Below are 25647 nucleotides of genomic sequence, written 5' to 3' on the forward strand. Positions count from 1 at the left end.
CGACGCACAAGGGTTCCATGCGGCGGCACAGCCGGCGCATGGCGTGCCGAGTATCGCATGCCGGCGCGTCGCGCAGATGTCAGGCGGCCGGCACGCCGGCCACCGGGTCGAGACGGCGATAGCCCTCGGTCGCATTCAGCAGCGTGCGCGTGTAGTCGCGCGCGACCTGCCCGGCGCGTACGTCCTCGACCCGGAGCTGCTCGACGATCTCGCCGTGCTGCATCACGGCGACGCGCTGGCACAGGAAGCCGATCACCGCGAGGTTGTGGCTCACGAGGATCATCGTCAGCTTGTGCTCGCGATGCAGGCGGCGCAGCAGGTTCAGGATCTCGGCCTGCACCGAGACGTCGAGCGCGGACGTCGGCTCGTCGAGCAGCAGCACGCGCGGCTCTACGATCAACGCACGCGCGATCGCGACACGCTGCCGCTGGCCGCCCGACAACTGGTGCGGATAGCGGAAGCGGAACGCGGGGCCGAGGCCGACCTCGGCGAGCGCGCGGGCGATGCGTGCATCGGCGTCGCCGATCGCATGGATCGACAGCGGCTCGCGCAGCGTCTGGTCGACCGTGAAGCGCGGGTGCAGCGATGCGTACGGATCCTGGAACACCATCTGCACGTGGCGGCGGAACGCGCGATCGGGCGTGCCGCCCACCGGCCGGCCGTCGATCGACAGGCTGCCGGACGCGAGCGGCACGAGGCCCGTCAGCGCGCGCAGCAGCGTCGACTTGCCGGAACCCGATTCGCCGACGAGCCCGAACACTTCGCCGTCGCGTACCGCGAAGCTCGCGTCGCGCACGGCGTCGACGTGACCCGTGCGGGTCGGGAATCGGATCGATGCGTGATCGACGTCGATCATCGTGCGGCCTCCTGTCGGTCGGCGGGCTCGAGCCACGCCGGATCGCGGCGCAGCACCGGCAGTTCGTCGGGCGGGTTCGCGAGCGGCGGGTTCGCCGCGAGCAGCCCGCGCGTATAGGGATGAGAAGCGTTGCGCAGGTCGCGCGCGGCGCAGGTTTCGACCACGCGGCCTGCATACATCACCGCGACGCGGTCGCAGAACGACATCACGAGCGGCAGGTCGTGGCTGATGAACATCAGGCCCGTGCCATGCCGCGCGATCATCGCGTCGAGCACCGCGAGCACCTGCATCGACACGGCGACGTCGAGCGCGGACGTCGGTTCGTCGGCGATCAAGAGGCGCGGGCCGGTCGACACCATCATCGCGATCATCACGCGCTGGCCCATGCCGCCCGACAGTTCGTGCGGATACGCATCGGCGACGCGCGCCGGGTCGCGGATCTGCACGGCCGCGAGCGCATCGACGATCCGTTCGCGCAGCGCGCGGCCGCGCAGCCCGGGCTCGTGCAAGCGGAACGCTTCGCCCATCTGTTTCGCGACCGTCATCACCGGGTTCAGCGAATACTTCGGATCCTGCAGGATCATGCCCATCTGGCTGCCGCACAGCCGCCGGCGCTCGCGCGGCGACATCGCCAGCAGGTCGTGGCCCGCGAAGCGCATCGTGCGCGCCGACCAGCGTGCGGCGTCGGGCAGCAGGCCGAGCAGCGCGCGGCCCGTCAGCGACTTGCCGGAGCCCGATTCGCCGACGATGCCGAGCCGTTCGCCCGGCGCGAGCGTCAGCGACAGGTCGCGCACGGCGTCGGTGACGACGCCGTCATGGCCGCGAAAGCCGATCTTCAGCCCGTCGATCTCGCAGAGCGGCGCGGGCGCGGTGGCGGAATGCGTCGGCATGTCACGCTCCATGACGGGGATCGAAGACGTCGCGCAACCCGTCGCCGAGCAGGTTGAACGCGAGGCTCACGAGCAGGATCGCGATGCCGGGCAGCGTCGCGACCCACCATGCGTCGAGCAGCACGTTGCGGCCCGATGCGACCATGAAGCCCCATTCGGGGCTCGGCGGTTGCGCGCCGAGGCCGAGAAAGCCGAGGCCCGCGACGGTCAGGATGATGCCGGCCATGTCGAGCGTCGCGCGCACGATCACCGACGACATGCACAGCGGCATGATGTAGCGCAGCAGGATGCGCGGGCCCGACGCGCCCTGCAGCCGCGCGGCGTGGATGTAGTCGGCCTGCGCGATGCGGATCGTCTCCGCGCGCGCGAGCCGCGCATACGCGGGCCACGCGGTGATCGAGATCGCGACGACCGCGTTGATCACGCCGGGCCCGAGCGCGGCCGCGAACGCGAGCGCGAGCACGATCTTCGGAAACGCAAGCGCGATGTCGGTGATGCGCATCAGCACGCTGTCGACGAAGCCGCCGCAATAGCCGGCCGTCGTGCCGATCAGGAGGCCGATCGGCACGACGATCACGACGACGAGCAGCGCGATGCCGAGCGTCAGGCGCGACCCGTCGATCAGCCGCGAAAGGATGTCGCGGCCGAGCTGGTCGGTGCCGAACCAGTGCGACGGCGAGCCGGGCGGCAGCAGCCGGTCGGACAGCACCTGGCGCAGCGGGTCGTGCGGCATGATCAGCGGGCCGACGATCGCGACGACGATCAGCGCGACGAGGATCGCGAGCCCAAACAGGTTGAGCGGATTCGTGGCGAACCGGCGCCAGCGCCGGTACGCGAGGCCGAATGCGGCCTGCGAGCGAGACGCGGGCGCATCGGACAGCAGCCACGCGCGCAGCGTGAGGCGCTCGGCATTCATGATTGGACGACCTTCGGCATGGACGATGAAAGAAGCGGGGTGGAAGCGGTCATGTCCGGGCGGCCCTCAGCGCGCACGCGGATCGAACACGCGATACAGCGCGTCGGTCAGCAGGTTGACGGTGATGAACATCGCGCCGATCACGAGCGTCGCGCCGAGCACCGCGTTCATGTCGGCGTTCAGCAGCGCGCCGGTCAGGTACGAGCCGAGCCCCGGCCACGCGAACACGATCTCGGTCAGCACCGAGCCTTCGAGCAGGTTGCTGTAGGTGAGCGCGATCACGGTCAGCAGCGGCACCGCGATGTTGCCGAACGCATGCCGCCAGATCACGCGCCGCTCGGACAAGCCCTTCGCGCGTGCGGTGACGATGTATTCCTGGCTCAGCTGGTCGAGCATGAACGAGCGCGTCATGCGGCTCAGGTAGGCCACGGAGTAGTAGCCGAGGATCGCGGCCGGCAGCGCGATGTGCGACACCGCGTTGCGGAACACGTCCCACTCGCCGGCGAGCGCTGCGTCGATCAGCAGGCTGCCCGTGCGCGGGTCGACCATCCCGTCGTACACGGGATCGAGCCGGCCGGGGCCGCCGACCCAGTGCAGCCGCGCGTAGAACAGCAGCAGCCCCATCAGCCCGAGCCAGAACACGGGCACCGAATTGCCGATCAGACCGACGAAGCGCGCGATGTGGTCGATCGGGCGGTTGTGCTTCACCGCGGCCGCGACCCCGAGCGGCACGCCGATCGCGATGCCGATCAGCGTCGCGATCGTCGCGAGTTCGAGCGTCGCCGGGAACACGCGCCTGATGTCGTCGAGTACCGGGTTCGCGGTCAGCAGCGACACGCCGAGATTGCCGTGCAGCACGTCGCGCACATAGATCGCGAATTGCGTGACGAGCGGCTTGTCGAGCCCGAGCGCGAGGCGTTCGGCCGCGTACGCGTCGGCCGACGCGCGATCGCCGAGGATCGCGAGCACGGGATCGATCGGCACCTTGCGGCCGATCACGAACGTCAGCGCGAGCAGCCCCGCGAACGTGACGGCGAGCGTGAGCGCCCAGCGCAGCACGCGCAGTGCCCAGCGCACGGCCGGGCGCCGCGCAGGCAGCGTGCGCAGTGCTTCGAGGGAGGAGGCGGGAGTCGACATGCGGTGAATCTTATTGCTTCTTCAGGTTACGGTACGACACGAGATCGTTGATCGGCCCGACTTCGAGCCCGCTCACGCCGGGCCGCGTCGCGACCTGCGCGACTTTCTCGAACAGGATCACGAACGGCGAGCGCGCGAGCACTTCCTTCTGCATCGCCTGGTACAGCTGCGCGCGTTTCGCGGCGGTCGGCTCGGCGAGCGCGGTGTCGGTTTCCTTCGTCAGTTGCGGGATGTCCCAGCTGTTGCGCCAGGCCAGCATTTTATAGCTCGACTTGTCGGAGTTGTCGGGATTCCACGCGAAACCCTGCGCGTTGCTGTGCGGATCGATGTAGTCGGCCGACCATTCGCCGATGTAGATATCGTGCTGGCGCGCGCGGTATTTCGCGAGCGTCTGCTTGTTGTCGCCTGGGATCAGCTGCACCTTGATGCCGGCCTGCGCGAAGTTCGCCTGCACGGCCTGCGCGATTTCCGTGTACGGATAGTCGTTGCGCACGTCCATCGTCACCGCAAAGCCGTTCGGCACGCCGGCCTTCGCGAGCAGCGCCTTCGCTTTCGCGATGTCGAGCTTGTACGGGTTCGTGTTCAGCGTGCCGAGGAAGCCTTCGGGCAGGAAGGTCTGGTGCACCTTGTAGGTCGTCTTCACGACGTTGCCCTGGATGCCCGCATAGTCGACGAGCCATTTCAGCGCTTCCTGCACGTCGGGTTTCGCGAGCGTCGGGTTCTTCGTGTTCAGGCCGAGATACAGCAGCGTCGCTTGCGGCGAAGCCGATACCTTCGCCTTGCCGGATTTCACGACCGACGCCAGATCGTCGGGGCTCAGGTCTCGTGCCGCGTCGACGTCGCCGTTTTCCAGCAGCAGGCGCTGGCTCGCGGCTTCGGGCACGTGGCGCAGCACGATGCGCTTCATCGCGAGCGGCAGCCGGTAGCCGTCGAAGCGCTGCAGCACGATGCTGTCGCCGGCCGCCCACTTGACCAGCTTGTACGCGCCGGAGCCGGCTTCGTTGGTTTTCAGCCACGCATTGCCGAAGTCGCTGCCTTGCTGATGCGACAGCAGCAGCTTCTTGTCCAGCACCGACGCGGGCCACGAGCCGAGCACGTTCAGCACGAAGGTCGGCGCGTACTTGCGGTCGGTCGTGACCGACACCGTCTGGTCGTCGAGCTTCTTCACGTTCGCCGCGACGTTCGCCTTGGTGAGGCCGATGCCCGTCAGCACGGCGGCAGGCCCCTTGTCGAGCAGCACCGCGCGCTGGATCGACCACGCGACGTCGTCGGCCGTCAGCGGATTACCCGAGTGGAACTTGAGGCCGGCGCGCAGCTTGAACGTATAGGTCAGGCCGTCGGCGCTCACCGTCCACGACTGCGCGACGTCGCCGTTGAATTTCGACGGATCGCGCAGGTCGACGCGCACGAGCCGGTCGTACGTGTTCGCGGTGTATTCCTCCGGCACCAGCTCGTAGATCTCGCCCGGGTCGAGCGTCGTGAATTCGTCGAGCAGCGTCGCCATCACGAACATGTCCTTCGGCGTTTCCGCATGGGCGACGGAAAGCGGGGCGACGGCGAGAACGGACGCCGCGGCCAGTGCCGCGACGAGCCGGGAGGTCGGGGATTTCATGGGCGCTTCTCCATCTGTCGTTTGAGTCGTTGAACGTGAACGTGCATGAAAAAGAGGGCGTGCATCGTCGTCACATCAGCCGCCACGGGCCGCTCGCCGCATTGTCGATCTGCGGCAACGCGTGCGAGCCGGGCAGTTCGTAGTGCCACCATTCGCTGTCGATGTGCGCGAAGCCGGCCGCATGCATCACGCCGAGCAGCAGCAGCCGGTTGCGTTGCACGGGCTCGGGCAGCCCCGCGTGGAAGTGACCCGACGCGGCGACCATCTCGTCGAAGCCGGTGCCCATGTCGAGCGGCTCGCCGTTCGCGCCGACGAGCGTCAGGTCGAGCGCGGTGCCGCGGCTGTGATTCGAGCCGCGGCCGAGATCGGCGATGAAGTTCGGGTCGGGCAGGAAATCCCACAGCACCTGCTGCGCCTGCGGCGGCCGGTATGCGTCGTAGATGCGCAGCGTGAAGCCGGCTTGCGCCGCGATGCCGACCGCGCGGCGCAATGCGGCTTCGGCCGGCGCCAGCAGCAGGCAGTGCGCGCGGCGATAGATCGGCTTGCCGGTCAGGTTGCGGTCGGTCGCATAGACGAGGTCGATCTCGACGCGATGCGTGGCGGGCGTGATTTCGACGAGGCGGTGATCGTTCATCGGCAGGGCGGGCTCGCTCAGGATTCGAATTGGTCGAACGTGCGCTGCAGTTCGCGGTTGCGTGCGACACGCCGGTCGATCGCGGGGCCGAGGCGGTCGACCACGGCCGTGATCAGCAGGTTGAACAGGCAGGTGAGCGGCGCGAGTGAATCCCAGAACTGGCCGACGTCGGTCTTCACCTGCAGCAGGTCGGCCGGCCAGTCGCGCGCCCACGGGCACGACAGATCGGTGACCAGCGCGAACGGCTGGCCGCGCTCGGCGGCCGCCTGGCAATAGCGGCGTGCGCTGCGCGAATACGCACGCGTATCGGTGACGATGCAATACGGCCGCTCGAATTCGGAGTTCAGCGAATCGACGTACGAGCCCGACTGGCCGTCGGAATAGAACACGCGCGGGCGCAGGTATTCGAGGTAGCTGCTGAATGCGTTGCTGATCCCGCGCGTCGACTGGATGCCGAGGATGAACACCGCGTCGGCCTGCGCGATCCGGTCGGCGACCTGCGCGAACACGGGGCCTTCGGCGAGGCGGTACACGTGCCGGATCGCGTCGAGCTCGCGTTCGAGCGACGACGCGAGCGTGCCGTCGCTGCCGCTGCCGTCGGCCGGTGGTGTGCCGGCGACGCGGCGGTATTCGTCGAGCCGGTCGGTGATCATCCACGGACGATCGCCGCCGCCACGCAGCTCCCGTTTCAGGTCGTCGAGATTGCGATAGCCGACGCTGCGCAGGAAGCGCCCGACCGAGATGCCGCTGGTGCCGGCCTGCTGCGCAATCTGGTCGGCCGTCTCGAGCCCGAGCCGGTCGAGGTTCGCGAGCATGTAGCTCGCGATGCGCTTGGCGGTCGGCGTCAGCTCGGCATAGCGGGATTCGACGGTGCGGGCGAATGCGCAGGTCATCGGCTGTTAGATATTTGTCGTCTGGTGATTCGATGTCATCCATCTAACAAAGCCAAAATCAATCGCGCCAGCGGATAAAAACTATGATGAGGGGATAGGTGATAGGGTCGAGAGCGCGCTGGGTGACATGAGCAGGGGTGCGAGCCGGGCGGCGGATTATTCCTGACAGACATATTTTGCGTTTATGCCTGTCAGGAATATCTGACCTGGCAGCAGGTGGATGGCATGACCACCACGCCCGGTTGCATTTCCACCTTCACTTGACTCGCCGATTCACCTGCATCCAGCACCACACAGCGTCTCGATAATTACAAAATTAAAGCCGATCAGTTTAAATCATTAATTCAGGTTAATAATTCATTTAATTTTTATCTGAATTTGTATTTAACTTGCGTCACGGGATGTTCGATTTTCGATAATCGGAAAAGCGGCATATGTTCCGTAATGGAAATTCTCTCAATTGCAGAAATGAAGAGGAAATCGTGACGAATCTTTCTCGACGCAAAATGCTGGCGGGTACGGCCGGCGCCATTGCTGCCGCGGGTATCGCGGTATCGGCCAAGGCCGCCTCGTTCGGAAATCCGGATCGTCCGCCGGAAGGCGCGGTGAATGCGCTCAACCGCCAGAGCCTGACCGACCCGGGCCCGAAAAACCCGGCCATTGCAAACCAGTTTCCATCCTTTCAGGATCCGCCTGCCACCGATATCAACGGGATGCCGTTATTCTGGGCCTCATTCAATAATGCCCATAAGCGCATTCAAAATGGCGGATGGGCGCGCGAAGTCACGCAGGACGATTTTGCGATTTCCGAAACCATTTCCGGCGTCAACATGCGCCTGACGCGCGGCGGCATTCGCGAAATGCACTGGCACCAGCAGGCCGAATGGGCAATCATGCTCGACGGCCGCTGCCGGATCACGGTGCTCGACGAACTCGGGCGGCCGTCGGTGCAGGACGTCAAGACCGGCGATCTCTGGTATTTCCCGCCCGGCCTGCCGCATTCGCTGCAGGGCCTCGGCACCGACGGCGGCGAATTCCTGCTCGCGTTCGATAACGGCCGCGCATCGGAATTCAACACGCTGCTGCTGACCGACTGGATCGCGCATACGCCGCCCGACATGCTTGCGCTGAACTTCGGCGTGCCGGCCGATGCGTTCAGGAATGTTCCGCTCGACAACCTGTGGATCTTCCAGGGCGACGAACCGGGGCCGCTCGCGGACGCGCAGCGGGCGTCGGCTTCGTCGGCCGGGGCGCCGCCGCATCCGTTCATTTTTTCGCTCGGCGACATGAAGCCGGCCAGGAAGACGCGCGGCGGCGAAGTGCGGATCGCGGACAGCACCAACTTCAACGTGTCGACGACCGTCGCGGCCGCGCTCGTCACCGTGCACCCGGGCGGTATGCGCGAGCTGCACTGGCACCCGAACGCGGACGAGTGGCAGTACTACCTGCAGGGCGAAGCGCGGATGACCGTGTTCGACACGGGCCCGAAGGCGCAGACGGCCGACTTCCGCGCGGGCGACGTCGGCTACGTGAAGAAGAGCCTCGGGCACTACGTGCAGAACACCGGCACGACCGACCTCGTGTTCCTCGAGATCTTCAAGACCGACCGCTATGCGGAGGTGTCGCTGTCCGACTGGCTCGCGCATACGCCGCCGAAGCTCGTCGAAGCGCATCTGAACGTCGCGCCCGACGTGATCGCGCAGTTTCCGCGCAATCGTCCCGACGTCGTGCCGCTGTAACGCGGTCTTCGCTCCAGGCCGAAGCCGGCAGGTGGCATGCCGGCCTCGGCGCGCGCTCCCGAATCGGTCTTCCTCATTCGAACGGAAACTCCACCATGCTTCCCGTCCCGAGCAAACCTGCCGGCGGCCTTGTGCTGCCGGGCCTGTCCCCCGAGCGCATCGACGGCGCGACGCGTGCCGCGCTGGAAGGGCGCCGCACCGGCGCCGCCGCGCTGCTGCCATTCGTCGGCCCCGCCGTGATCGCGTCGATCGGCTACATGGATCCCGGCAACTTCGCGACCAACATCCAGGCCGGTGCCGCATACGGCTACCGGCTGCTGTGGGTCGTGCTGGCCGCGAACGCGATCGCGATGCTGTTCCAGGCGATGTCCGCGAAGCTCGGCATCGTCACCGGGCGCAACCTCGCCGAGCTGTGCCGCGAGCGTTTCCCCGCGCCGGTCGTGTGGGCCATGTGGGCGGCATCGGAGATCGCCGCGATGGCGACCGATCTCGCCGAATTCCTCGGCGGCGCGCTCGCGTTCGGCTTGTTGTGCCACCTGTCGCTGTTCGCCGGGATGATCGCGACGGGGCTGGCGACCTGCGCGATCCTCGCGCTGGAGAAGCGCGGCTTCCGGCCGCTGGAGGCCGCGATCGCGGCGCTGGTCGGCGTGATCGGCGCGTGCTATCTCGGCGAACTGCTGATCGCGCCGCAGGACTGGCACGCGGCCGCGTTCCATCTGGTCGTCCCGCAGATTCCGGATCACGCGGCGCTGACGATCGCGGTCGGGATCATCGGCGCGACGATCATGCCGCACACGCTGTACCTGCATTCGGGCCTGACACAGGATCGCACCGCGCCGCGCGACGACGCGGAGCGGCGGCGGCTCGTGCGGTTCTCGAACCGCGAGGTCGTCGTCGCGCTCGGGCTGGCCGGGTTCGTGAATCTCGCGATGGTGATGATGGCGTCGTCGGCGTTCCACGTGAGCGCGCCGGGCATGACCGACATCGGCGACGCGTACCACACGCTGATCCCGGTGCTCGGGCCGGCGGCCGGCGCGCTGTTCCTCGTCGCGCTGCTGACGTCGGGCGTGTCGAGCTCGGTGGTCGGCACGATGGCCGGGCAGGTCGTGATGCAGGGCTTCATCCGTCGCCGCACGTCGGTCTGGATGCGGCGCGCGGTGACGATCGTGCCCGCGTTCGCGGTGGTCGCGCTCGGCTGCGACGTCACGCGCGCGATGGTCGCGAGCCAGGTCGTGCTGAGTTTCGTGCTGCCGATGCCGATGATCGCGCTGCTGATGCTGTCGGCGCGCGCGGACGTGATGGGCGCTTACGCGATGCGGATGCCGCTGCGGATCGTCGCCGGGGCCGCGACGGTCGTGATCGTCGGATTGAATGCGTACCTGGTGTGGGCAGCGCTCGCCTGACCGGCGGCGGGCAGGCCGCCTACTGCTGCATGTCCGGCGCTTCGCGCAGCCGCCAGATCGCGTTGCACTGCTGGCCGCCGAGGCTCGTCGCGCGCAGCGTGATGACGGCGCCGGCCGCGACCTGGTGCCAGAAATGCGCCATCAGCTCGGTGCCCTTGCGCTGCACGTGCCCGTCGACCAGCACTTCGCACAGCAACGGCGACGGCGAACCGGACGGATGCGTGACGTAGACGTTCAGCCGCGCGATGTCGCGCGTCGCGGTGAACACGACTTCGTGGTTGCCGCTGCCGACGAGCATCGTGCCGCCCGGTTCGTCGAGCGCCTGCAGGTACGCGCCTGCGCTGCCCTCGATCGCGGCGGACGAAACGATCAGCCCGGCCGATTGCACGTAGTCCGCCGCGGCGATGCGCGCGGCGACCGCATCGGCCGGCACCGGCGTGCCGTCCGACAGCGCGAACGGCGAGCCGTCGCGCAGCGCGGCGTCGGTGTGGTTCGCGTAGTAGCGCCAGCGGTCGAGGAAGCGGATGTCGCCGGTCATGTGCAGCGCGCGGATCGGCTCGCCCTGATACCGGAGCGTCGTCGTGCCGCTGCTGGCGTCGAACGATTCGTGGATGCCGTACTTGCTGACGAAGTTCTGGACCGGATCGAGCAGCGCCGTTTCGCCCTGTGCGCTCCACAGATGCAGGAACGTCGTATCGATGCCGAAGCATTCCTGGAAATCGGTGCCGACACGCGCGATGCAGTCGCGCAGGTGGTCCGCGTAGCGTGCCCAGGCGTCGGCGGTCCCCGCCACGAGCCCGGCCTGCAGCGCACCGCCGTGGCGTGCGGTGACATCGTCGACGACGAGCCGCCAGTGATGGTCGCGCCGCTCGCCGATCAGCGGCGTGACGACGAACGTGCAGAACAGCGGGTCGGGGCACACGTGGATGCGGTCGTCGCCGATCTGCGAGAACAGGTCGAACTGCGGCGCGCAGAACCAGATGTCGGCGTCGTACAGCGCGAGCTTGCGAATCTGCGGGTGGCGTGCGCAATACGCGGCCGCCTCGATGAAGCGGCCGACCGGCAGCGCATACGCGCCCGACGCGTCGATCACGTCGACCGACTGGCTCGCGAGGATCTGCCGCTTGCGTTCGGACAGCCCGTAGCCGATCACCGCGATCCGGCTGTCGTAGCCGGTCTGCCGCAGCGACAGCAGGAACGGCACGAGCATTTCGTACCATGCGCGGTTGTTGTCGTTGATCGCCACGCAGACCGCGTGCTCGCTCGGATGCATGTTGTTTCCCCGTTACGTGTGCCCGGCGCGGTATCCGCGTGGCGCCGGCCATTGTAGATCGCGGCCGCCGCACGGCACAGCGCCGGCGCGGCGGCACGTGGCGATTACCCGCGCGCCGGCATGGCCGGGCGCGCGGGGCGGCGCGATTACTTCGCGAGCGTGCGGTATGACACGAGGTCGTTGATCGGCCCGATTTCCGGCCCGGTCGCGCCGGGGCGCGTCGCGACCTGCACGACCTTCTCGAACATGATGATGAACGGCGAGTTCGCGAGCACGGCCTTCTGCAGCGCTTCGTAACGCTGCGCGCGCTTGGCGGGCGACGGCTCGACGAGCGCGGCCTCGGTGTCCTTCGTCAGTTGCGGAATGTCCCAGCTGTTGCGCCACGCGAGCATCTTCGTCGGCGACTGATCCGAGTTGTCCGGATTCCATGCGAAGCCGCGCGCGTTGCTGTTCGGGTCCATGTAGTCGGGCGACCATTCGCCGATGAAGATGTCGTGCTGGCGCGCGCGGTACTTGCCGATCGCCTGCTTCGCATCGCCGGGGATCAGCTTCACGCGGATGCCGCCCTGCGCGAAGTTAGCCTGCAGCGCCTGCGCGATCTCGAGGTACGGATAGTCGTTCGGCATGTCCATCGTCACGTCGAAGCCGTTCGGCAAGCCGGCCTTCGCGAGCAGCGCCTTCGCCTTCGCGACGTCCTGCTTGTACGGCCGTGCGTTCGACGTGCCGAGGAAGCCTTCGGGCAGGAAGGTCTGGTGCACCTTGTAGGTCGTGCTGACGATGTTGCGCTGGATGCCGTCGTAGTCGACCAGCCATTTCATCGCCTGCTGCACCTCGGGCTTCGCGAGGTTCGGGTTCTTCGTGTTCAGGCTCAGGTACAGCAGCGCGGACACCGGCCACGACGCGACCTTGATCTTGCCGGCCTTCGTCAGCGCGGCGAGGCTGTCGGGGCTCAGGTTGCGAGCGGCATCGGCGTCGCCGTTCTCCAGCAGCAGCCGCTGCGCGGACGCTTCGGGCACGTGGCGCAGCACGACGCGCTTCATCGGGTACGGTGCGCGGTATTTCTCGAAGCGCTGCAGCACGATGGTCTCGTTCGGCGTCCACTTGACGAGCTGGTACGGGCCCGAGCCTGCGTCGTTGGTCCGCAGCCAGCCGCTGCCGAAATCGTTGCCTTGCTGATGCGACAGCAGCAGCTTCTTGTCGAACACCGACGCCGGGCAGGCGCTCAGCACGTTGAGCACGAAGCTCGGCGCGTACTTGCGGTCGGTTTCGAGCACGACGGTCTGCGGATCGACCACGCGCACCTTCTGCATCACGTTCGCCTTCGTAAGGCCGAGATCGGCGAGCACGCCGGCCGGCCCCTTGTCGAGCAGGATGGTGCGCTGCAGCGACCACGCGACGTCGTCGGCGGTCACCGGGTTGCCGGAATGGAACGTGAGACCGGGGCGCAGCTTGAACGTGTAGGTCGTGCCGTCGGCGCCGACCGTCCACGATTGCGCGATCTGCCCGTCGAAGCGCGTCGGGTCCTTCAGGTCGACGCGCACCAGCCGCTCGTAGGTGTTCGCGACATATTCGGACGGCACCAGCTCGTAGATCCCGCTCGGGTCGAGGGTCGTGAATTCGCCGAGTTGCGTGGCGACGACGAAGATGCCGGGCGGCGTGGCAGCCTGCGCCGGCAGCGCCGGAACAAGCGCGACGAGCGCGGCGCTGACGAACAGCCGGGACAGCAGGTGCTTCATGCGGGCTCCGTTGAAAGGGAATCGTGGGTGCGATTCTCTCATCGACGGCCGCCCGGATGAAAATATTCGGCGTACGCGCCGGCGGGGTGGCGCGTAGCCGCGAGCCGGGCGGGCGCCCGGCATCGGCAGGTTCGGATCAGATCGCGCAGCGCGCGACCGCGAAGCGCATCGCTTCCTCGGCCGGTTCGTTGCCGGAGCCGCGCACGACCTTGATGACCGAGCCGTTGCCCGATGGCGTCAGCGTGACGAAGTACGAATTCGAGCCGACGGAGATGTCGGTCACGCCGTTGCGCTGCGATTGCTCGGTGCCCGACAGGCGGCTGTCGAGGCAGTTCGCGATCGCGTAGGCCGGACGTTGCGACGACACGTAGATCATCGGTGCGGCACCCGACGAGGCCGAGTCGGACGAGGGAGCGGAACCGCAGGCGGCGAGCAGGGCGGCGGGAAGGAGCAGCAGGAATCGTTTCATGGTCGGTCGTCGAGTGTCTCGTATCGAGGCTGGGGCGCGGGGTAGGCGAAACGCGAAGCTTCGCGACGAAACCGCCCGGAATCGGGCCGTTTTTGACGGACGACGATGCGACAGGCGGCTGACGACGGAGTATACCCGCAGCATTTGACGCCGTCGGCGCGTTGAAACGATTCGATACAACAAGCCGACACAACAAGCACCCGCTGCCGCATCGCGGCAGCGGGCGTTTCAGGTAATGGCGAATGGACGCTTGCCGGTGTTGTCGGTGTTATTGGCCGATCTTGTGGCTGACCGCATTTTCCTGCTGGTTCAGCACGTGCTTTTCGCTCTTCGTGATGTGGCCGTGATCCTGCGCGGCCATGTCCCGCTCTTCCTGGCGGATCTTCCGGTCGTCGCGGTGCAGGCGCGCGGCCTGGGCGTGCGACATTTCGCCTTCCTTCACTTCGTGATGGATGCGGCGATTCTGGTTCGCGAGGCGCTGGTTGACCTCTTCGCGGCGCGGATGCGCGTTTTGCCACGGCGTGTCGGCGAACGCGGTGCCGGTCAGCACCGACATCAGGGTGGCGGCAATCGCGATTTGGCGGGTGAGGGCTCGCATGGTGTTTTCTCCTGTCGTTGCGCTCCGGAATCGTGGGCGCATGACGAAAAAACGCGATACGGGCACCGGCTGTTGACGTTTCGGCCTGTATCGATTGCAAGTGTTTATTACGTCTGCCGCGGCGCGGGGCGCGCGCCGCAGCGGGTACGGATCAATGCGCGCCGGCCGCCGCCGCGTCGGCATCGCTGCCCCCCGAGCGAACCGGCTTCGTGATCCAGATGAGCGGGATGATCGCGATGAAGATGATCGCCGACACGTAGAAGATGTCGTTCAACCCCATCACGGCCGCCTGCGAGTCGACCGATGCGTTGAAGAACGCGAGCGCCGAATCGGGGCTCAGGTGCAACAGCGAACGCGTCGCGTCGACCTGCTGCGTGAAGACCGGATTGGTGACGCTCGCCTGTTCGGTGAGCCGCACGTGATGCAGGATCGTGCGGTCGTTCCACGCGTTGCTGATCAGCGACGTGCCCACCGCGCCGCAGAATGTCCGACCGAAATTCGACAGGCCGGCCGCGGCCGGGATCTTCTCGGGCGGCAGGCCGGACAGGATGATCGACGTCAGCGGCACGAAGAACATCGCCATCGGAATGCCCTGCAGCAGCGTCGGCAGCACGAGGTCCCAGCGCGACACGTCGGTATAGAACGTCGTGCGCATCATGAACACGACCGCGAAGCCGACGAACGCGAGCGTCGCGATATAGCGCGGGTCGGTGCGCGGCAGCAGGCGCCCCATGACCGGCGTGAGCAGGATCGCGAACACCCCGAGCGGCGCGGTGGCGAGCCCCGAATCGACCGCGCGGTAGCCGAGATAGCCCTGCATCCATTGCGGCAGCAGCACGAGCGTGCCGAAGAACATCCCGTACGCGACCGAGATCGCGATCGTGCCGCCCGCGAAATTGCGCTGCGTGAAGAGCCGCAAGTCGACGATCGGGTTGGCTTCATGCAGCTCCCACACGAGGAAGAATGCGAAGCCGATCAGCGCGACGATGCCGAGCGCGACGACGACGGGCGAGTTGAACCAGTCGAGATCCTTGCCCTTGTCGAGCATGATCTGCAGCGACGCGACCCACAGCACGAGCAGCAGCAGGCCGACGGTATCGATCGGCATGCGTTTCGTGGCCGATTCGCGGTCGCGGAACACGATCCACGTGACGGCTGCCGCGAAGAAGCCCACCGGGATGTTGATGTAGAAGATCCACGACCAGTTGTAGTCGTAGGTGATCCAGCCGCCGAGCGAGGGCCCCGCGATCGGGCCGACGAGCGCCGTCATCGACCACAGCGCGAGCGCGCTCGACGATTTCTGCCGCGGCCATGCGCCGAGCAGCAGCGCCTGCGACAGCGGCGCGAGCGGCCCCGCGACGGCGCCCTGCAGGATCCGCGCGGCGAGCAGCGTCGGCAGGTTCGGCGCGATCCCGCACAGCCACGACGCGAACACGAACAGCAGGATCGACGTGACGAACAGGCGCACCTGGCCGAAGCGCTGCGTGAGCCAGCCGGTCAGCGGAATCGACACCGCGTTCGCGGCCGCGAAGATCGTGATCACCCACGTGCCTTCGTCGACCGACACGCCGAGGTCGCCCGAGATCGTCGGGATCGCGACGTTTGCGATCGACGAGTCGAGCACGTTCATGAACATGGCGAGCGATACCGCGATCGTGCCGATCGCGAGCTTGCCGCCCGACAGCGGCGCCTGGGGGGACGGAGATGACATGGTGTTCCTGCGTGATGAAAGGGGCCGGGCGGCGCGCGCCGGCAGTCGCGCACGCACGCGCGCGACGCCTGCGCGGACGGGCCGCGAAGCGGACGAACACGCCCTGCGCGCGGGCGGCCCGGAAAACGGGGCCGTCCGCGCGCAGCATGCGGTTCAGGCGTTCGATCGGATCGGCGAAGCCGTGGCGGGCTTCGGGACGCGGGCAGGCCGGTCAGGAGGGCGCGACGCGCGTGACGCGTCGGCGGGCAGCGGGCACGTGGCTGCCGTAGCGTGTGTGGTGATTTGGCATGGGCACAGGCTAACGATGCGGCGCACGGCGATCAACGCTCGCGCGCTCATTAATTCCTTTCGTGCGCCGCAATAATGCCGCCGATGGGCATCGATGGCCGGTCACACGGTGCCGGTTACGGTGCGGTCCGCCACGCGGTGAAGACTTCCGTCAGGAACTCGACGAACGCGCGCACCTTGCTGTCGAGCGTCGCGCGCTTCGGGTAGAGCGCGTGCAGCTCGACGTCGTCGGTGCGGTGCCAGTCGGGCAGCACGATTTCGAGTTCGTTGCTGGCGAGCCGCTGCGTCGTGAAGTGCGTGGAGATCAGCGCGATGCCGCCGCCGCTCGCGGCCTGGCGCAGCACCGTGACCGATTCGTTCGAGATCAGCACGGGCCGCACCGGCACGTCGGCCACGTCGCCGGCCGCGTTGGTGAGCCGCAGCGTCAGGCCGGGCGTGTCGCGGCCGACGAACAGGATGTCGTGACCGGCGAGATCCTGCGGCGTCTGCGGCCGGCCGGCGCGGTCGAGATAGTGCGGGCTGGCCGCGAACTTTGCGTGCGACCAGCCGAGCGAGCGCGCGACATAGCCGGAATCGGTCAGCACGCCCGTGCGCAGCGCGACGTCGAAGCCGTGCTCGACGAGGTCGAGCGGGCTGTTGTCGTAGATCAGCACGAGCTGCACCAGCGGGTATCGCCGGCGAAACTCGGCGAGCGCCGGCTCCAGTTCGATCAGGCCGATCGCGTAGGGCACCAGCACGCGCAGCGTGCCTTCGGGTTCGGTGCGCAGCGCACGGGCCTGGCGGTCGGCGTCGAGCAGGATTTCCTCGGCGCGCAGGCAGCGTTCGTAATAGTCGCGCCCGGCTTCGGTGACGGACACGCGGCGCGTCGTGCGGTACAGCAGCTGGACGCCGAGGTCGTCTTCGAGCTGCCTGACCTTGCGGCTCACGCGGCTGAGCGGCATGTCGAGTTGCGTGGCGGCGGCGGTGAAGCTGCCGCGTTCCACCACGCGCAAGAATATCCGGATGCTTTCGAGGTCCATACGGGGCGTTTCGAGGTTCGTTCTGCGCGCATCTTACCGTCGTGCGCCGGATCGCAGCGGGTCGCGCCGATTATCCTGCCCGGTGCAATAACGCATCCCGCCGCCGCCCCGTAGTGGCGGCCGGCGCGCGATCGTATGCTCGCCGGATGAAATTCGCTCTCCCCAGCGTGCCGCCGCTCGCGGCCGTCCGGGCCGCGCTGCGCGATGCGCGCCCGACGTTGCCGCCCGGCGCGCTCGCGTTCGCGCTGCGCAATACGGCCGCGTCGCTGCTCGCGCTCTATATCGCGTTCCGGATGAATCTCGACGATCCGAAATGGGCCGCGTCGACCGTGTGGATCGTCGCGCAGGGCAGCCGCGGAATGGGGTTGTCGAAGAGCCAGTACCGGATTCTCGGCACCGCGATCGGCGCGGCCGTCGCGCTCGTGCTGACCGGTGCATTCGCGCAGACGCGCGAGCTGTTCCTGCTGGCGCTCGCCGCGTGGATCGGGCTGTGCGCGGGCGTCGCGACGTTCCAGCGGAATTTCCGCGCGTATGCGGCGGTGCTCGCCGGCTATACGGCCGCGATCATCGCGATGGATGCGGTATCGGCGCCGCTGCATGCATTCGACATCGCGGTCGCGCGGTTCCTGTATGTGGTGGTCGGCATCCTGTGCGGCGCGCTGTTCGAAACGGTCTTTGCGCCGGGTGCGCCGCTGAAGGACGTCCGGACCCGGCTCGCGCGCTATCTCGACCGCGCGGTGGCGGTCGGCGCGGGCGCGCTGCGCCGCGAGCCGAATGACGCGGCCGTGCACCGCCTGTTTGCGGATGCGTTCGAACTCGACACGGCGGCCGAGTATGCGGCGGCAGGCGCGCCGCCGGTGCGCAACGCGATCGGCCATCTGCGCGCGGCGGCGCTCGGTGTGCTCACCGCGCAGGCCGCAGGGCAGGCGATTCGCGAGCATGCGGCGCGTGCCGGCGATGCGACGGATCCGCTGGTCGACGAGGCTGCGCGCGTGCTCGACGGTGTCGCCGCTTCGGGCGATGCGGGGCACGAGATCGCGGCACTGCGTGCGCGTGTGGACGACGCCCTGCACGCGGAGGCCGCCGCGCAGATCGGCCCGGACACGTCGCGCCTGCTCACGCTCGACCGGCTGGCGGCGCTGCTCGCCGGGTTCGACCGTGCGTTCGCGAGCAAGGCGCTGCTCGATCGGCCCGAGCCGCCGCCTGCGCGCGTGCGCTACGCGTTCCACCACGATCCGGTGCTCGCGTGGCACAACGGCATCCGCGCGTTCATCGCGGTGCTGGCCGCGTCGGCGATCTGGATCGTCACCGCATGGCCGTCGGGCGCGGGCTTCGTCGCGATCACGGGCGTGGTCTGCGCGCTGTTCTCGACGCGCCCGAACTCGGTCGGCGCCACGGTCGGCTTCCTGAAAGGGGCGGCCTGCGCGGCGGTCGCGGGCGCCCTCTGCAATTTCGTGCTGCTGCCGGCGGTGTCGGGCTTCGAGATGCTCGCGTATATCCTCGGCGTGTTCATGATCGGCACGGGCATCGCGATGCGCAATCCGCGCACGGCCGGCATCGGCAGCGGCTTCTCGATCTTCTTCTGGAATTTCACGTCGCCGGACAACACGGTGCGCATCGGCGATGCCGCATTCCTGAACAGCGCACTCGCGACGATGCTCGGCATCGCGTTCGGCGCGCTGATCTTCGCGCTGGTGTTTCCCGGCGATCCCGGCACGAGCAGGCGGCGGCTGCATCGTGCGGTGCGCCGCGACCTGGCCGGCATCGCGCGCGACCCGCGCGCGTGGCCGGAGAGCGTGTGGCTGAGCCGGACGGCCGATCGTCTCGCGCGCGAACTCGGCTTCGCGGGCAGCCTGCCGCAGACGCTGATCGAGCGCGACATGCGCGACCTGCTCGCGATCTGGGGAATCGGCGACAGCCTGCTGTCGCTCGGCGAACTGGCATCGCGCGAGCCCGCCGCGCGCCGTGCGGTGGCCGTGGTGCGCGGGCGCGTCGCGCGGGCGGATTTCGCGCAACTCGACCGGGCCTGCGACGCGGCGGCGCGCGTGCTGCGGCGCCGCGCGGCCGTGCGCGACGGCGACGACGCGCACGCGTTGCTGCGAGGCGTCGTGCTGTTGCGGCGGATCGCCGACGCAGCCGCCGAGCACGGCCGCTTCCTGCGCGGGCGCGGCGACTGAACGGGGCGGCCGATCAGGTGAGGCGGTACGCGCGGCCGGGCGTCACTTCCGCCGGCAGCGGTTCGCGGTTCAGTTCGAGCAGCGTGCGCTCGATCTGTCGCGTCATCGCATCGAGCGCGAGATGGTTCGGCCCGTCGCCGAACGGCTCGGCGATCGCATGCGCGATCGCGTCGAGCGCGATCAGCGTATAGGCGACGAATACGGTGACGAACGGTGTCGCCGCGCCGATCGAGTCGACGAGGCCGAACGGCAGCAGCACGCAGTACGCGTAGATGGTCCGGTGCAGCAGCACGTCGTATGAAAACGGGATCGGCGTCGACGCGATCCGCTCGCAGCCGCTCACCATCGACACGAGATCGTCGAGGCGCGCATCCAGCATCCACAGTCGCGTATCGGCGAGTCGGCCCGCGTCGGCGCGTGCGGCGAACGTTTCGCGCAGCGCGTGCACGATGACGACCGGGCGGAATCGCGAACCGGCGATGCGCGCATAGGTGGTCTCGTCGAGCAGGCCGCGCAGGTCCGTGGCCGGATCGGTGCCGCGAAGCTGATGCTTGAGCGCATAGACGAACGCGACGACCGTCCGCACGAACGCGCGCCGCGACGCATCGTCACGATCGACTGCGCCGTAGCAGAGCGCCTGCGAGACCAGCGTGCGCGTGGCGGTCAGGACGCCGCCCCACAGTTGCCGGCCCTCGCGGTAGCGTTCGTAGCTCGCGTTGTTGCGAAACCCCGCGAAGATCGCCAGCGTGAGGCCGATCAACGTGAACGGCGTCGGATTCAGCGGCACCTTCTCGCCGAGCACGCGGCCGCCGCCCCACACCGCGACGAGGCTGATCGCGAGCGTCAGCACGAGCTGCGGCAGGATGGTCGGCAGCACCGAGCCGTTCCAGACGAGCAGCATCCGCAGCCAGTGCTCGCGCGGACGAACGATCATCGTCGTGCTCCGTCAGGCGGCGATCGACGCCGGCGCGGCCGCGCGATGCAGCAGCACGGGCACCGACTTCGACGTCGGCGTGTTGCACACGTCGCCGACGCTGTCGAGCGGCACGAGCGGGTTGGTTTCCGGGTAGTACGCGCCGATGCAGCCGCGCGGAATGTCGTACTCGACGAGCAGGAAGCCGTCCGCGCGCCGCTCGATGCCGTCGTGCCACACGGTTTCCATGTCGACCCATTCGCCGGCCGCAAGGCCGAGCATCGCCAGATCGTCGCGGTTGACGAACACCACGCGGCGCTGGCCGAACACGCCGCGATAGCGGTCGTCGAGCCCGTAGACGGTCGTGTTGTACTGGTCGTGCGAGCGCGTCGTCATCAGCGTCATCAGCCGTTCGCCGTGCAGCGCGCGGGCGCGCTGGATCGGCGTGTCGGTCGGCAATGCGTGCGCGATGAAGTTCGCCTTGCCCGTCGGCGTGAGCCATTCGCGGTCGCGCGACGCGACGCGCAGGTGGAAGCCGCCCGGCCGTGCGATGCGCGTGTTGTAGTCGTAGAAGCCGTCGAGCGTCGCTTCGATCGCGTCGCGGATCTTCGCGTAGTCGTCCTTGTAAGCGAGCCAGTCGATCTTGCCGCTGCCGAACAGCGCATGACCCATGTGCGCGACGATCGCGGGCTCCGACATCAGGTTCGGCGACGCCGGCTTGTTCATCCCGTACGACACGTGGACCATGCTCATCGAATCCTCGACCGTCACGCCTTGCGCGACGTTGTCCTGCAGGTCGATCTCGGTGCGGCCGAGCGTCGGCAGGATCAGCGCTTCGCGGCCATGGATCAGGTGGCTGCGGTTCAGCTTGGTCGTGATGTGCACCGACAGGTCGCAGCGGCGCATGCCTTCCCACGTGCGCGGCGTGTCGGGCGTCGCCATCGCGAAGTTGCCGCCGAGGCCGATCAGCACCTTCACGTGGCCTTCGAGCATGCCTTCGATCGTCTCGACGACGTCGTAGCCGTGGTGGCGCGGCGGTTCGAAGTCGAACACGTGGCCGAGCCGGTCGAGGAACGCCTGCGACGGCTTTTCCTCGATGCCGACCGTGCGGTTGCCCTGCACGTTCGAATGGCCGCGCACCGGGCACAGGCCGGCGCCGGGGCGGCCGATATTGCCGCGCATCAGCATCAGGTTGGTCAGCATCTGCACGGTCGCGACCGAATGCTTGTGCTGCGTGATGCCCATGCCCCACGTCGCGATCACGCGTTCGCTGCGCGCATAGAGTTGCGCAAGGCCGTCGATCTGCTCGTACGGCACGCCGCTTTCGGCCGTCAGCGCGGACCAGTTTTCATTGCGCAGGTCGTCGGCGAACGCGTCGAAACCTGCCGTGTGCTCATCGATGAACGCGGTGTCGAGCACACGCGGCGCACCGGCGGCGCGCGCGGCATCGTCGAGTTCGAGCACGCGCTTCGCCATCCCCTTGATCAGCGCGAAATCGCCGCCGATCGTCGGCTGGATGAACGTCGATGCGATCTTCGTGCCCGACATCGTCAGCATCTCGATCGGGCTTTGCGGATCGGCGAAGCGTTCGAGGCCGCGCTCCTTCAGCGGGTTGATCGACACGATCGTCGCGCCGCGCTTCGCGCATTCGCGCAGCTCGCCCATCATCCGCGGGTGGTTGGTCGCCGGGTTCTGGCCGAAGATCAGCAGCGTGTCCGCATGCTCGAAATCGTCGAGCGTGACGGTGCCCTTGCCGACGCCGACCGACGCTGGCAGCCCGCGGCTCGTCGCCTCGTGGCACATGTTCGAGCAGTCGGGGAAGTTGTTCGTGCCGTACAGGCGCACCAGCAACTGGTACAGGAACGCCGCTTCGTTGCTCGCGCGGCCGGACGTGTAGAACGCGGCCTGGTTCGGGTCGGGCAGTGCGCGCAGGTGACGCGCGATCAGCTCGAACGCGTCGTCCCACGCGATCGGCACGTAGCGGTCGGTCCGCGCGTCGTACACCATCGGGTCGGTGAGGCGGCCGTGCTGTTCGAGTTCGAAATCCGACTGGTCGAGCAGCTCGGTGACCGTGTGCGCGGCGAAGAACTCGGGCGTCACGCGCTTGCTCGTCGCTTCGGCGGCCACCGCCTTCACGCCGTTCTCGCAGAATTCGAACGTCGACGCGTGCTGCCGGTCGGGCCACGCGCAGCCCGGGCAGTCGAAGCCGTCCGGCTGGTTCTGGCGCAGCAGCGTCCGGTAGTTGCCGCCGGCGACCTTTTCCTTGATCAGGTTGATCGTGACGGCTTTCAGCGCACCCCAGCCGGCGGCCGGGTGGGTGTACGGTTCGATGCGCGCGGTGGCGGATTTCTTTTTCATGATGCGGGTGTCGGGGTCGATGGCTGCAGAGTACGCGCGGCACCCGTCCGGCTGTGTGTACACCTGTTCACTTCAAAAAAGAGTACAGTTGCGGCCATTCATACAGTGCGGATCGCAACTGTGTTATTGAAGGGAAGCTGAAAGGGAGGCGCGTGAAGCGTTACGAACAACTGGCCGACGATCTCCAGGCGCAGATCGAGCGTGGCGTGTACCGGCCGGGCGAGCGGATTCCGTCGGTGCGGCAGGCGAGCCGGCAGCAGCAGCTGAGCGTCACGACCGTGCTGCGCGCGTACCTCGTGCTGGAAAGCCGCGGGCTGATCGAGAGCCGGCCGCAATCGGGCTATTTCGTCCGGGCGCGCGCGTCGGCGCCGGCCGGGGCCGAGCTGCACACGTCGGCGCCGACGGCCGAGCCTTCGGCGGTGGACGTGAGCCGGCTCGTGCTGTCGACGCTGCGCTCGATCGCGCGCGACGACGCGGTGCCGCTCGGCTCGCCGTACCCCGACGCGTCGCAGTTCCCGGTGCAGCGCCTCGCGCGCTATGCGCAGGCGATCGGGCGGCGCCGCACGCGCTGGGGCGTGATCGACGACCTGCCGCCCGGCAACCAGGAACTGATCCGCCAGATCGCGCAGCGCTATGCGGAGCGCGGGATCTCGGTCGAGCCGGGCGAGATCGTGATGACGATCGGCGCGACCGAGGCGATCAACCTGTGCCTGCAGGCCGTCGCGAAGCCGGGCGACACGATCGCCGTCGAGTCGCCGACGTTCTACGCGATGCTGCACGCGATCGAGCGGATGGGCATGCGCGCGCTCGAAGTTGCGACGCACCCGGGCGAAGGCATCGATCTCGGCGCGCTTGAGCGGGTCCTCGAACGCGAGCGCGTCGCGGCGTGCATGGTGATGCCGAACTTCCAGAATCCGCTCGGTTTCCAGATGTCCGATGCGCGCAAGCGCGCGCTCGTCGAGCTGCTGGCGAAGCACGGCGTGCCGGCGATCGAGAGCGACGTCTATCACGAGCTGCACTTCGGCGACACGACCCCGGGCGCGCTGAAGTCGTTCGACCGCGACGGGCTCGTGCTGCATTGCGCGTCGTTCACGAAGAGCCTGTCGCCGCGCTACCGGATCGGCTGGGCGATGCCGGGCCGCTACCGCGACCAGGTCGAGAAGCTGAAATTCCTGAACACGCTCGCGACGCCCGCGATCGAGCAGCTGGCGATCGCCGAGTACCTGAAACACGACGGCTACGATTTCCACCTGCGGCGCATGCGCAAGCAGTACGCGCAGCAGGCGAGCCTGATGAGCGCGATGGTGCGGCGCTTCTTCCCGGAAGGCACGCGGCTGTCGCAGCCGCAGGGCGGGTATGTGCTGTGGGTCGAGCTGCCGCCGCAGGTCGATGCGATGAAGCTGTACACGCTCGCACTCGCGCAGCGGATCACGGTCGGGCCCGGCCACATGTTCTCGGCGGGCACCGACTACCGGCATTTCATCCGGCTCAACTACAGCTATCCGTGGTCGCGGCAGATCGAGGACGCACTGAAGGTGCTCGGGCGGCTCGCGTCGGAGTGCGCGGCGCGGTGAGCGTGGCCGTGCAGTGCCTCAACCCGCGTGCGGCGCCTGCAACCCGGCCTGCGCGGCGACGGCCATCTGCCGCATGTCGAAGCCCGACGGGTGCTGGTACACGCGCAGCCCGAACTCCGGCAGCACCGCGATCAGGTGGTCGAACAGGTCGGCCTGGATGGCTTCGTAGTCGACCCACGTCGTCGTGTCGGTGAAGCAGTACAGTTCGAGCGGAATGCCTTCGGCCGTGAGCGGCAGTTGCCGAGCCATGCAGGTCATGTCGCGACGGATGCGCGGATGGCCCTTCAGGTAGTTCGCGACATACGCGCGGAACGTGCCGAGATTCGTCAGCTGGCGGCGATTCGCCGGGCAGTCGCCGGCCGCGCCGAGCGTGCCGTTCCATTGCTCGATCGCGTCGATCTTGTCCTCCAGATAGTCCTTCAGCAGCGTCAGGCGCTCGAGCCGTTCGATCTCGTCGTTCGACAGAAAGCGCACGCTCGTCGCGTCGACGAACAGCGCGCGCTTGATGCGGCGGCCGCCCGCTTCGGTCATCCCGCGCCAGTTCTGGTAGCTCTCGGTGATCAGCTTCCACGTCGGCACCGTGATGATCGTGTGATCGAAGTTCGCGACCTTGACCGTGTTCAGCGTGATGTCGATGACGGTACCGTCCGCGCCGGCCGACGGCATCGTGATCCAGTCGCCGATCCGCAGCATGTCGTTCGACGACAGCTGCACGCCGGCGACGAGGCCGAGCAGCGTGTCCTTGAAGATCAGCATCAGCACCGCCGACATCGCGCCGATGCCGGACAGCAGCAGGCCGATCTGCTTGCCGGTCGCATCGCCGATCACGACCAGTGCCGCCGTGATGAACATCACGAGCTTGACGAGCTGCATCGCGCCTTTCAGCGACAGGCGCGGCTGGTCGCGCTGGTGCGTGCGGTGCGTGTGCTCGAGCGCGGACAGCGTCGCGCTGATCGTCATCGTGACGAGGAACACGATCAGCGCGAACAGCACCTTGTCGGTGACCTGTGCGACGCGCTCCGGAATGCCGGGCACCGCGCCGAGCCCGAGCTTGATCACGACGAACGGGACGATGCGGTTCAGCCATTTGAATGCGCCGAACTCGAACAGCGCGTCGTCGACGCGCGTGGCGGACAGCCGCGCGAGGCGCGCGACCACGCGAAACAGCAGGAAATGGACGGCGGCGGTGATGGCGCCGGCGGCGGCGAGCAGAATGAGGATGCCGACGAGCGGCGTCAACCAGGATTCGTTCAGGGTCATAGCGGCAAACAGGGGCCTTCTCGTGCGTTGAATCGGCACCGCGACGCGGCGCGCGCCCGGTGAAGGGCACATGAAAGGGACCGTGATTGTGCCATCGGGTTCCGGGCGCGTGTCGTGGATGCCGCGTCAACCGGCTCCCGAATACGCTCACCATTGTGCAGGTATCCTCTGCATCGAGGTGAGGGTGAAAG

21 protein-coding genes are annotated in these 25647 nt (G+C 67.8%); 5 read left to right on the top strand and 16 right to left on the bottom strand.

From position 1 onward, the window contains the following. Positions 1 to 79: 79 nt before the first annotated feature. From U5798_RS05570 to sapR, 7 genes are all read right to left on the bottom strand, one after another. Entirely contained in the window at positions 80 to 856 is a 777-nt protein-coding gene (locus U5798_RS05570) for an ABC transporter ATP-binding protein (protein ID WP_322081462.1), read from the bottom strand. Continuing rightward, positions 853 to 1746 (bottom strand): ABC transporter ATP-binding protein, encoded by an 894-nt coding sequence (locus tag U5798_RS05575; protein WP_322081463.1) that lies wholly within the window; start codon positions 1744 to 1746, stop codon positions 853 to 855. Before U5798_RS05575 ends, U5798_RS05570 begins: the two co-directional genes overlap by 4 nt. A gap of 1 nt (position 1747) precedes the next feature. Beyond that, positions 1748 to 2662 carry a nickel transporter permease gene (gene nikC, locus U5798_RS05580; protein ID WP_124446917.1) on the bottom strand — a complete coding sequence of 305 codons (915 nt, stop codon included), beginning with the start codon at positions 2660 to 2662 and terminating at the stop codon, positions 1748 to 1750. A 66-nt stretch (positions 2663 to 2728) separates the two neighbouring features. Further along, positions 2729 to 3799, bottom strand: a complete 1071-nt coding sequence (locus U5798_RS05585; protein WP_124446919.1) for an ABC transporter permease — start codon at positions 3797 to 3799, stop codon at positions 2729 to 2731. Between the two features lie 10 nt (positions 3800 to 3809). Then, positions 3810 to 5411 (bottom strand): ABC transporter substrate-binding protein, encoded by a 1602-nt coding sequence (locus U5798_RS05590; RefSeq protein ID WP_322081464.1) that lies wholly within the window; start codon positions 5409 to 5411, stop codon positions 3810 to 3812. Between the two features lie 70 nt (positions 5412 to 5481). After that, positions 5482 to 6045 carry a D-alanyl-D-alanine dipeptidase gene (ddpX, locus tag U5798_RS05595; protein ID WP_322081465.1) on the bottom strand — a complete coding sequence of 188 codons (564 nt, stop codon included), beginning with the start codon at positions 6043 to 6045 and terminating at the stop codon, positions 5482 to 5484. A gap of 17 nt (positions 6046 to 6062) precedes the next feature. After that, positions 6063 to 6938: a sap1 transcriptional regulator SapR gene (gene sapR / locus U5798_RS05600; RefSeq protein ID WP_124446923.1), complete on the bottom strand. Its 876-nt coding sequence runs from the start codon at positions 6936 to 6938 to the stop codon at positions 6063 to 6065. Between the two features lie 482 nt (positions 6939 to 7420). Here sapR and U5798_RS05605 point away from each other — a divergent pair, with 482 nt between their 5' ends. Together U5798_RS05605 and U5798_RS05610 are read left to right on the top strand one after the other, a co-directional pair. Then, a complete protein-coding gene (locus U5798_RS05605; protein ID WP_322081466.1) occupies positions 7421 to 8677 on the top strand; it encodes an oxalate decarboxylase family bicupin in 1257 nt (418 codons plus the stop codon). 95 nt (positions 8678 to 8772) lie between these two features. Then, positions 8773 to 10080 (top strand): Nramp family divalent metal transporter, encoded by a 1308-nt coding sequence (locus U5798_RS05610; protein WP_322081467.1) that lies wholly within the window; start codon positions 8773 to 8775, stop codon positions 10078 to 10080. 19 nt (positions 10081 to 10099) lie between these two features. On the opposite strand, the gene U5798_RS05615 is transcribed toward U5798_RS05610, so the two are convergent. The 5 genes from U5798_RS05615 to U5798_RS05635 form a co-directional block, all read right to left on the bottom strand. Beyond that, positions 10100 to 11353, bottom strand: a complete 1254-nt coding sequence (locus tag U5798_RS05615) for a hypothetical protein (RefSeq protein ID WP_322081468.1) — start codon at positions 11351 to 11353, stop codon at positions 10100 to 10102. Between the two features lie 146 nt (positions 11354 to 11499). Beyond that, positions 11500 to 13089, bottom strand: a complete 1590-nt coding sequence (locus U5798_RS05620; RefSeq protein ID WP_322081469.1) for an ABC transporter substrate-binding protein — start codon at positions 13087 to 13089, stop codon at positions 11500 to 11502. Between the two features lie 136 nt (positions 13090 to 13225). After that, complete coding sequence (locus U5798_RS05625) at positions 13226 to 13558, bottom strand: sugar ABC transporter ATPase (RefSeq protein ID WP_124446932.1); 333 nt, start codon at positions 13556 to 13558, stop codon at positions 13226 to 13228. A gap of 268 nt (positions 13559 to 13826) precedes the next feature. Further along, the gene (locus U5798_RS05630; RefSeq protein ID WP_124446934.1) at positions 13827 to 14156 is read right to left on the bottom strand and encodes a hypothetical protein; all 330 of its coding nucleotides are present in this window, start codon (positions 14154 to 14156) and stop codon (positions 13827 to 13829) included. Between the two features lie 151 nt (positions 14157 to 14307). Then, on the bottom strand, positions 14308 to 15867 hold the full coding sequence (locus U5798_RS05635; protein WP_124446936.1) for a DHA2 family efflux MFS transporter permease subunit: 1560 nt from the start codon (positions 15865 to 15867) through the stop codon (positions 14308 to 14310). Between U5798_RS05635 and U5798_RS05640 the strand changes: the two genes are divergently transcribed. Further along, positions 15866 to 16231, top strand: coding sequence for a hypothetical protein (locus U5798_RS05640; protein WP_124446938.1), 366 nt, complete (start codon positions 15866 to 15868; stop codon positions 16229 to 16231). The two genes, U5798_RS05635 and U5798_RS05640, sit on opposite strands and share 2 nt — an antisense overlap. A gap of 40 nt (positions 16232 to 16271) precedes the next feature. Here the strand turns inward: U5798_RS05640 and U5798_RS05645 are convergent, their stop codons facing one another. Further along, entirely contained in the window at positions 16272 to 17174 is a 903-nt protein-coding gene (locus tag U5798_RS05645) for a LysR family transcriptional regulator (protein WP_124446940.1), read from the bottom strand. Positions 17175 to 17320: 146 nt separating this feature from the next. On the opposite strand from U5798_RS05645, the gene U5798_RS05650 reads away from it, so the two are divergent. After that, positions 17321 to 19351: an FUSC family protein gene (locus U5798_RS05650; RefSeq protein ID WP_322081470.1), complete on the top strand. Its 2031-nt coding sequence runs from the start codon at positions 17321 to 17323 to the stop codon at positions 19349 to 19351. Between the two features lie 13 nt (positions 19352 to 19364). Here U5798_RS05650 and U5798_RS05655 read toward each other — a convergent pair whose 3' ends face one another. Together U5798_RS05655 and U5798_RS05660 are read right to left on the bottom strand one after the other, a co-directional pair. Then, on the bottom strand, positions 19365 to 20285 hold the full coding sequence (locus U5798_RS05655; RefSeq protein ID WP_322081471.1) for a bestrophin family protein: 921 nt from the start codon (positions 20283 to 20285) through the stop codon (positions 19365 to 19367). 12 nt (positions 20286 to 20297) lie between these two features. Next, on the bottom strand, positions 20298 to 22622 hold the full coding sequence (locus U5798_RS05660) for an FdhF/YdeP family oxidoreductase (protein WP_124446944.1): 2325 nt from the start codon (positions 22620 to 22622) through the stop codon (positions 20298 to 20300). Between the two features lie 152 nt (positions 22623 to 22774). Between U5798_RS05660 and U5798_RS05665 the strand changes: the two genes are divergently transcribed. Beyond that, positions 22775 to 24196 (top strand): PLP-dependent aminotransferase family protein, encoded by a 1422-nt coding sequence (locus U5798_RS05665; RefSeq protein WP_322081472.1) that lies wholly within the window; start codon positions 22775 to 22777, stop codon positions 24194 to 24196. A gap of 18 nt (positions 24197 to 24214) precedes the next feature. Here U5798_RS05665 and U5798_RS05670 read toward each other — a convergent pair whose 3' ends face one another. Then, positions 24215 to 25456, bottom strand: coding sequence for a mechanosensitive ion channel family protein (locus tag U5798_RS05670; RefSeq protein ID WP_322081473.1), 1242 nt, complete (start codon positions 25454 to 25456; stop codon positions 24215 to 24217). Between the last annotated feature and the right edge of the window lie 191 nt (positions 25457 to 25647).

The organism is Burkholderia sp. BCC1972, assembly GCF_905339605.1.
GTDB lineage: Bacteria > Pseudomonadota > Gammaproteobacteria > Burkholderiales > Burkholderiaceae > Burkholderia.

Excerpts from the sequence above, each read along its gene's own strand:
- U5798_RS05570 (WP_322081462.1), bottom strand. The coding sequence starts at position 856 with ATGATCGACGTCGATCACGCATCGATCCGATTCCCGACCCGCACGGGT.
- U5798_RS05575 (WP_322081463.1), bottom strand. The coding sequence starts at position 1,746 with ATGCCGACGCATTCCGCCACCGCGCCCGCGCCGCTCTGCGAGATCGAC.
- nikC (WP_124446917.1), bottom strand. The coding sequence starts at position 2,662 with ATGAATGCCGAGCGCCTCACGCTGCGCGCGTGGCTGCTGTCCGATGCG.
- U5798_RS05585 (WP_124446919.1), bottom strand. The coding sequence starts at position 3,799 with ATGTCGACTCCCGCCTCCTCCCTCGAAGCACTGCGCACGCTGCCTGCG.
- U5798_RS05590 (WP_322081464.1), bottom strand. The coding sequence starts at position 5,411 with ATGAAATCCCCGACCTCCCGGCTCGTCGCGGCACTGGCCGCGGCGTCC.
- ddpX (WP_322081465.1), bottom strand. The coding sequence starts at position 6,045 with ATGAACGATCACCGCCTCGTCGAAATCACGCCCGCCACGCATCGCGTC.
- sapR (WP_124446923.1), bottom strand. The coding sequence starts at position 6,938 with ATGACCTGCGCATTCGCCCGCACCGTCGAATCCCGCTATGCCGAGCTG.
- U5798_RS05610 (WP_322081467.1), top strand. The coding sequence starts at position 8,773 with ATGCTTCCCGTCCCGAGCAAACCTGCCGGCGGCCTTGTGCTGCCGGGC.
- U5798_RS05615 (WP_322081468.1), bottom strand. The coding sequence starts at position 11,353 with ATGCATCCGAGCGAGCACGCGGTCTGCGTGGCGATCAACGACAACAAC.
- U5798_RS05620 (WP_322081469.1), bottom strand. The coding sequence starts at position 13,089 with ATGAAGCACCTGCTGTCCCGGCTGTTCGTCAGCGCCGCGCTCGTCGCG.
- U5798_RS05625 (WP_124446932.1), bottom strand. The coding sequence starts at position 13,558 with ATGAAACGATTCCTGCTGCTCCTTCCCGCCGCCCTGCTCGCCGCCTGC.
- U5798_RS05630 (WP_124446934.1), bottom strand. The coding sequence starts at position 14,156 with ATGCGAGCCCTCACCCGCCAAATCGCGATTGCCGCCACCCTGATGTCG.
- U5798_RS05640 (WP_124446938.1), top strand. The coding sequence starts at position 15,866 with ATGGTGTTCCTGCGTGATGAAAGGGGCCGGGCGGCGCGCGCCGGCAGT.
- U5798_RS05635 (WP_124446936.1), bottom strand. The coding sequence starts at position 15,867 with ATGTCATCTCCGTCCCCCCAGGCGCCGCTGTCGGGCGGCAAGCTCGCG.
- U5798_RS05645 (WP_124446940.1), bottom strand. The coding sequence starts at position 17,174 with ATGGACCTCGAAAGCATCCGGATATTCTTGCGCGTGGTGGAACGCGGC.
- U5798_RS05650 (WP_322081470.1), top strand. The coding sequence starts at position 17,321 with ATGAAATTCGCTCTCCCCAGCGTGCCGCCGCTCGCGGCCGTCCGGGCC.
- U5798_RS05655 (WP_322081471.1), bottom strand. The coding sequence starts at position 20,285 with ATGATCGTTCGTCCGCGCGAGCACTGGCTGCGGATGCTGCTCGTCTGG.
- U5798_RS05660 (WP_124446944.1), bottom strand. The coding sequence starts at position 22,622 with ATGAAAAAGAAATCCGCCACCGCGCGCATCGAACCGTACACCCACCCG.
- U5798_RS05670 (WP_322081473.1), bottom strand. The coding sequence starts at position 25,456 with ATGACCCTGAACGAATCCTGGTTGACGCCGCTCGTCGGCATCCTCATT.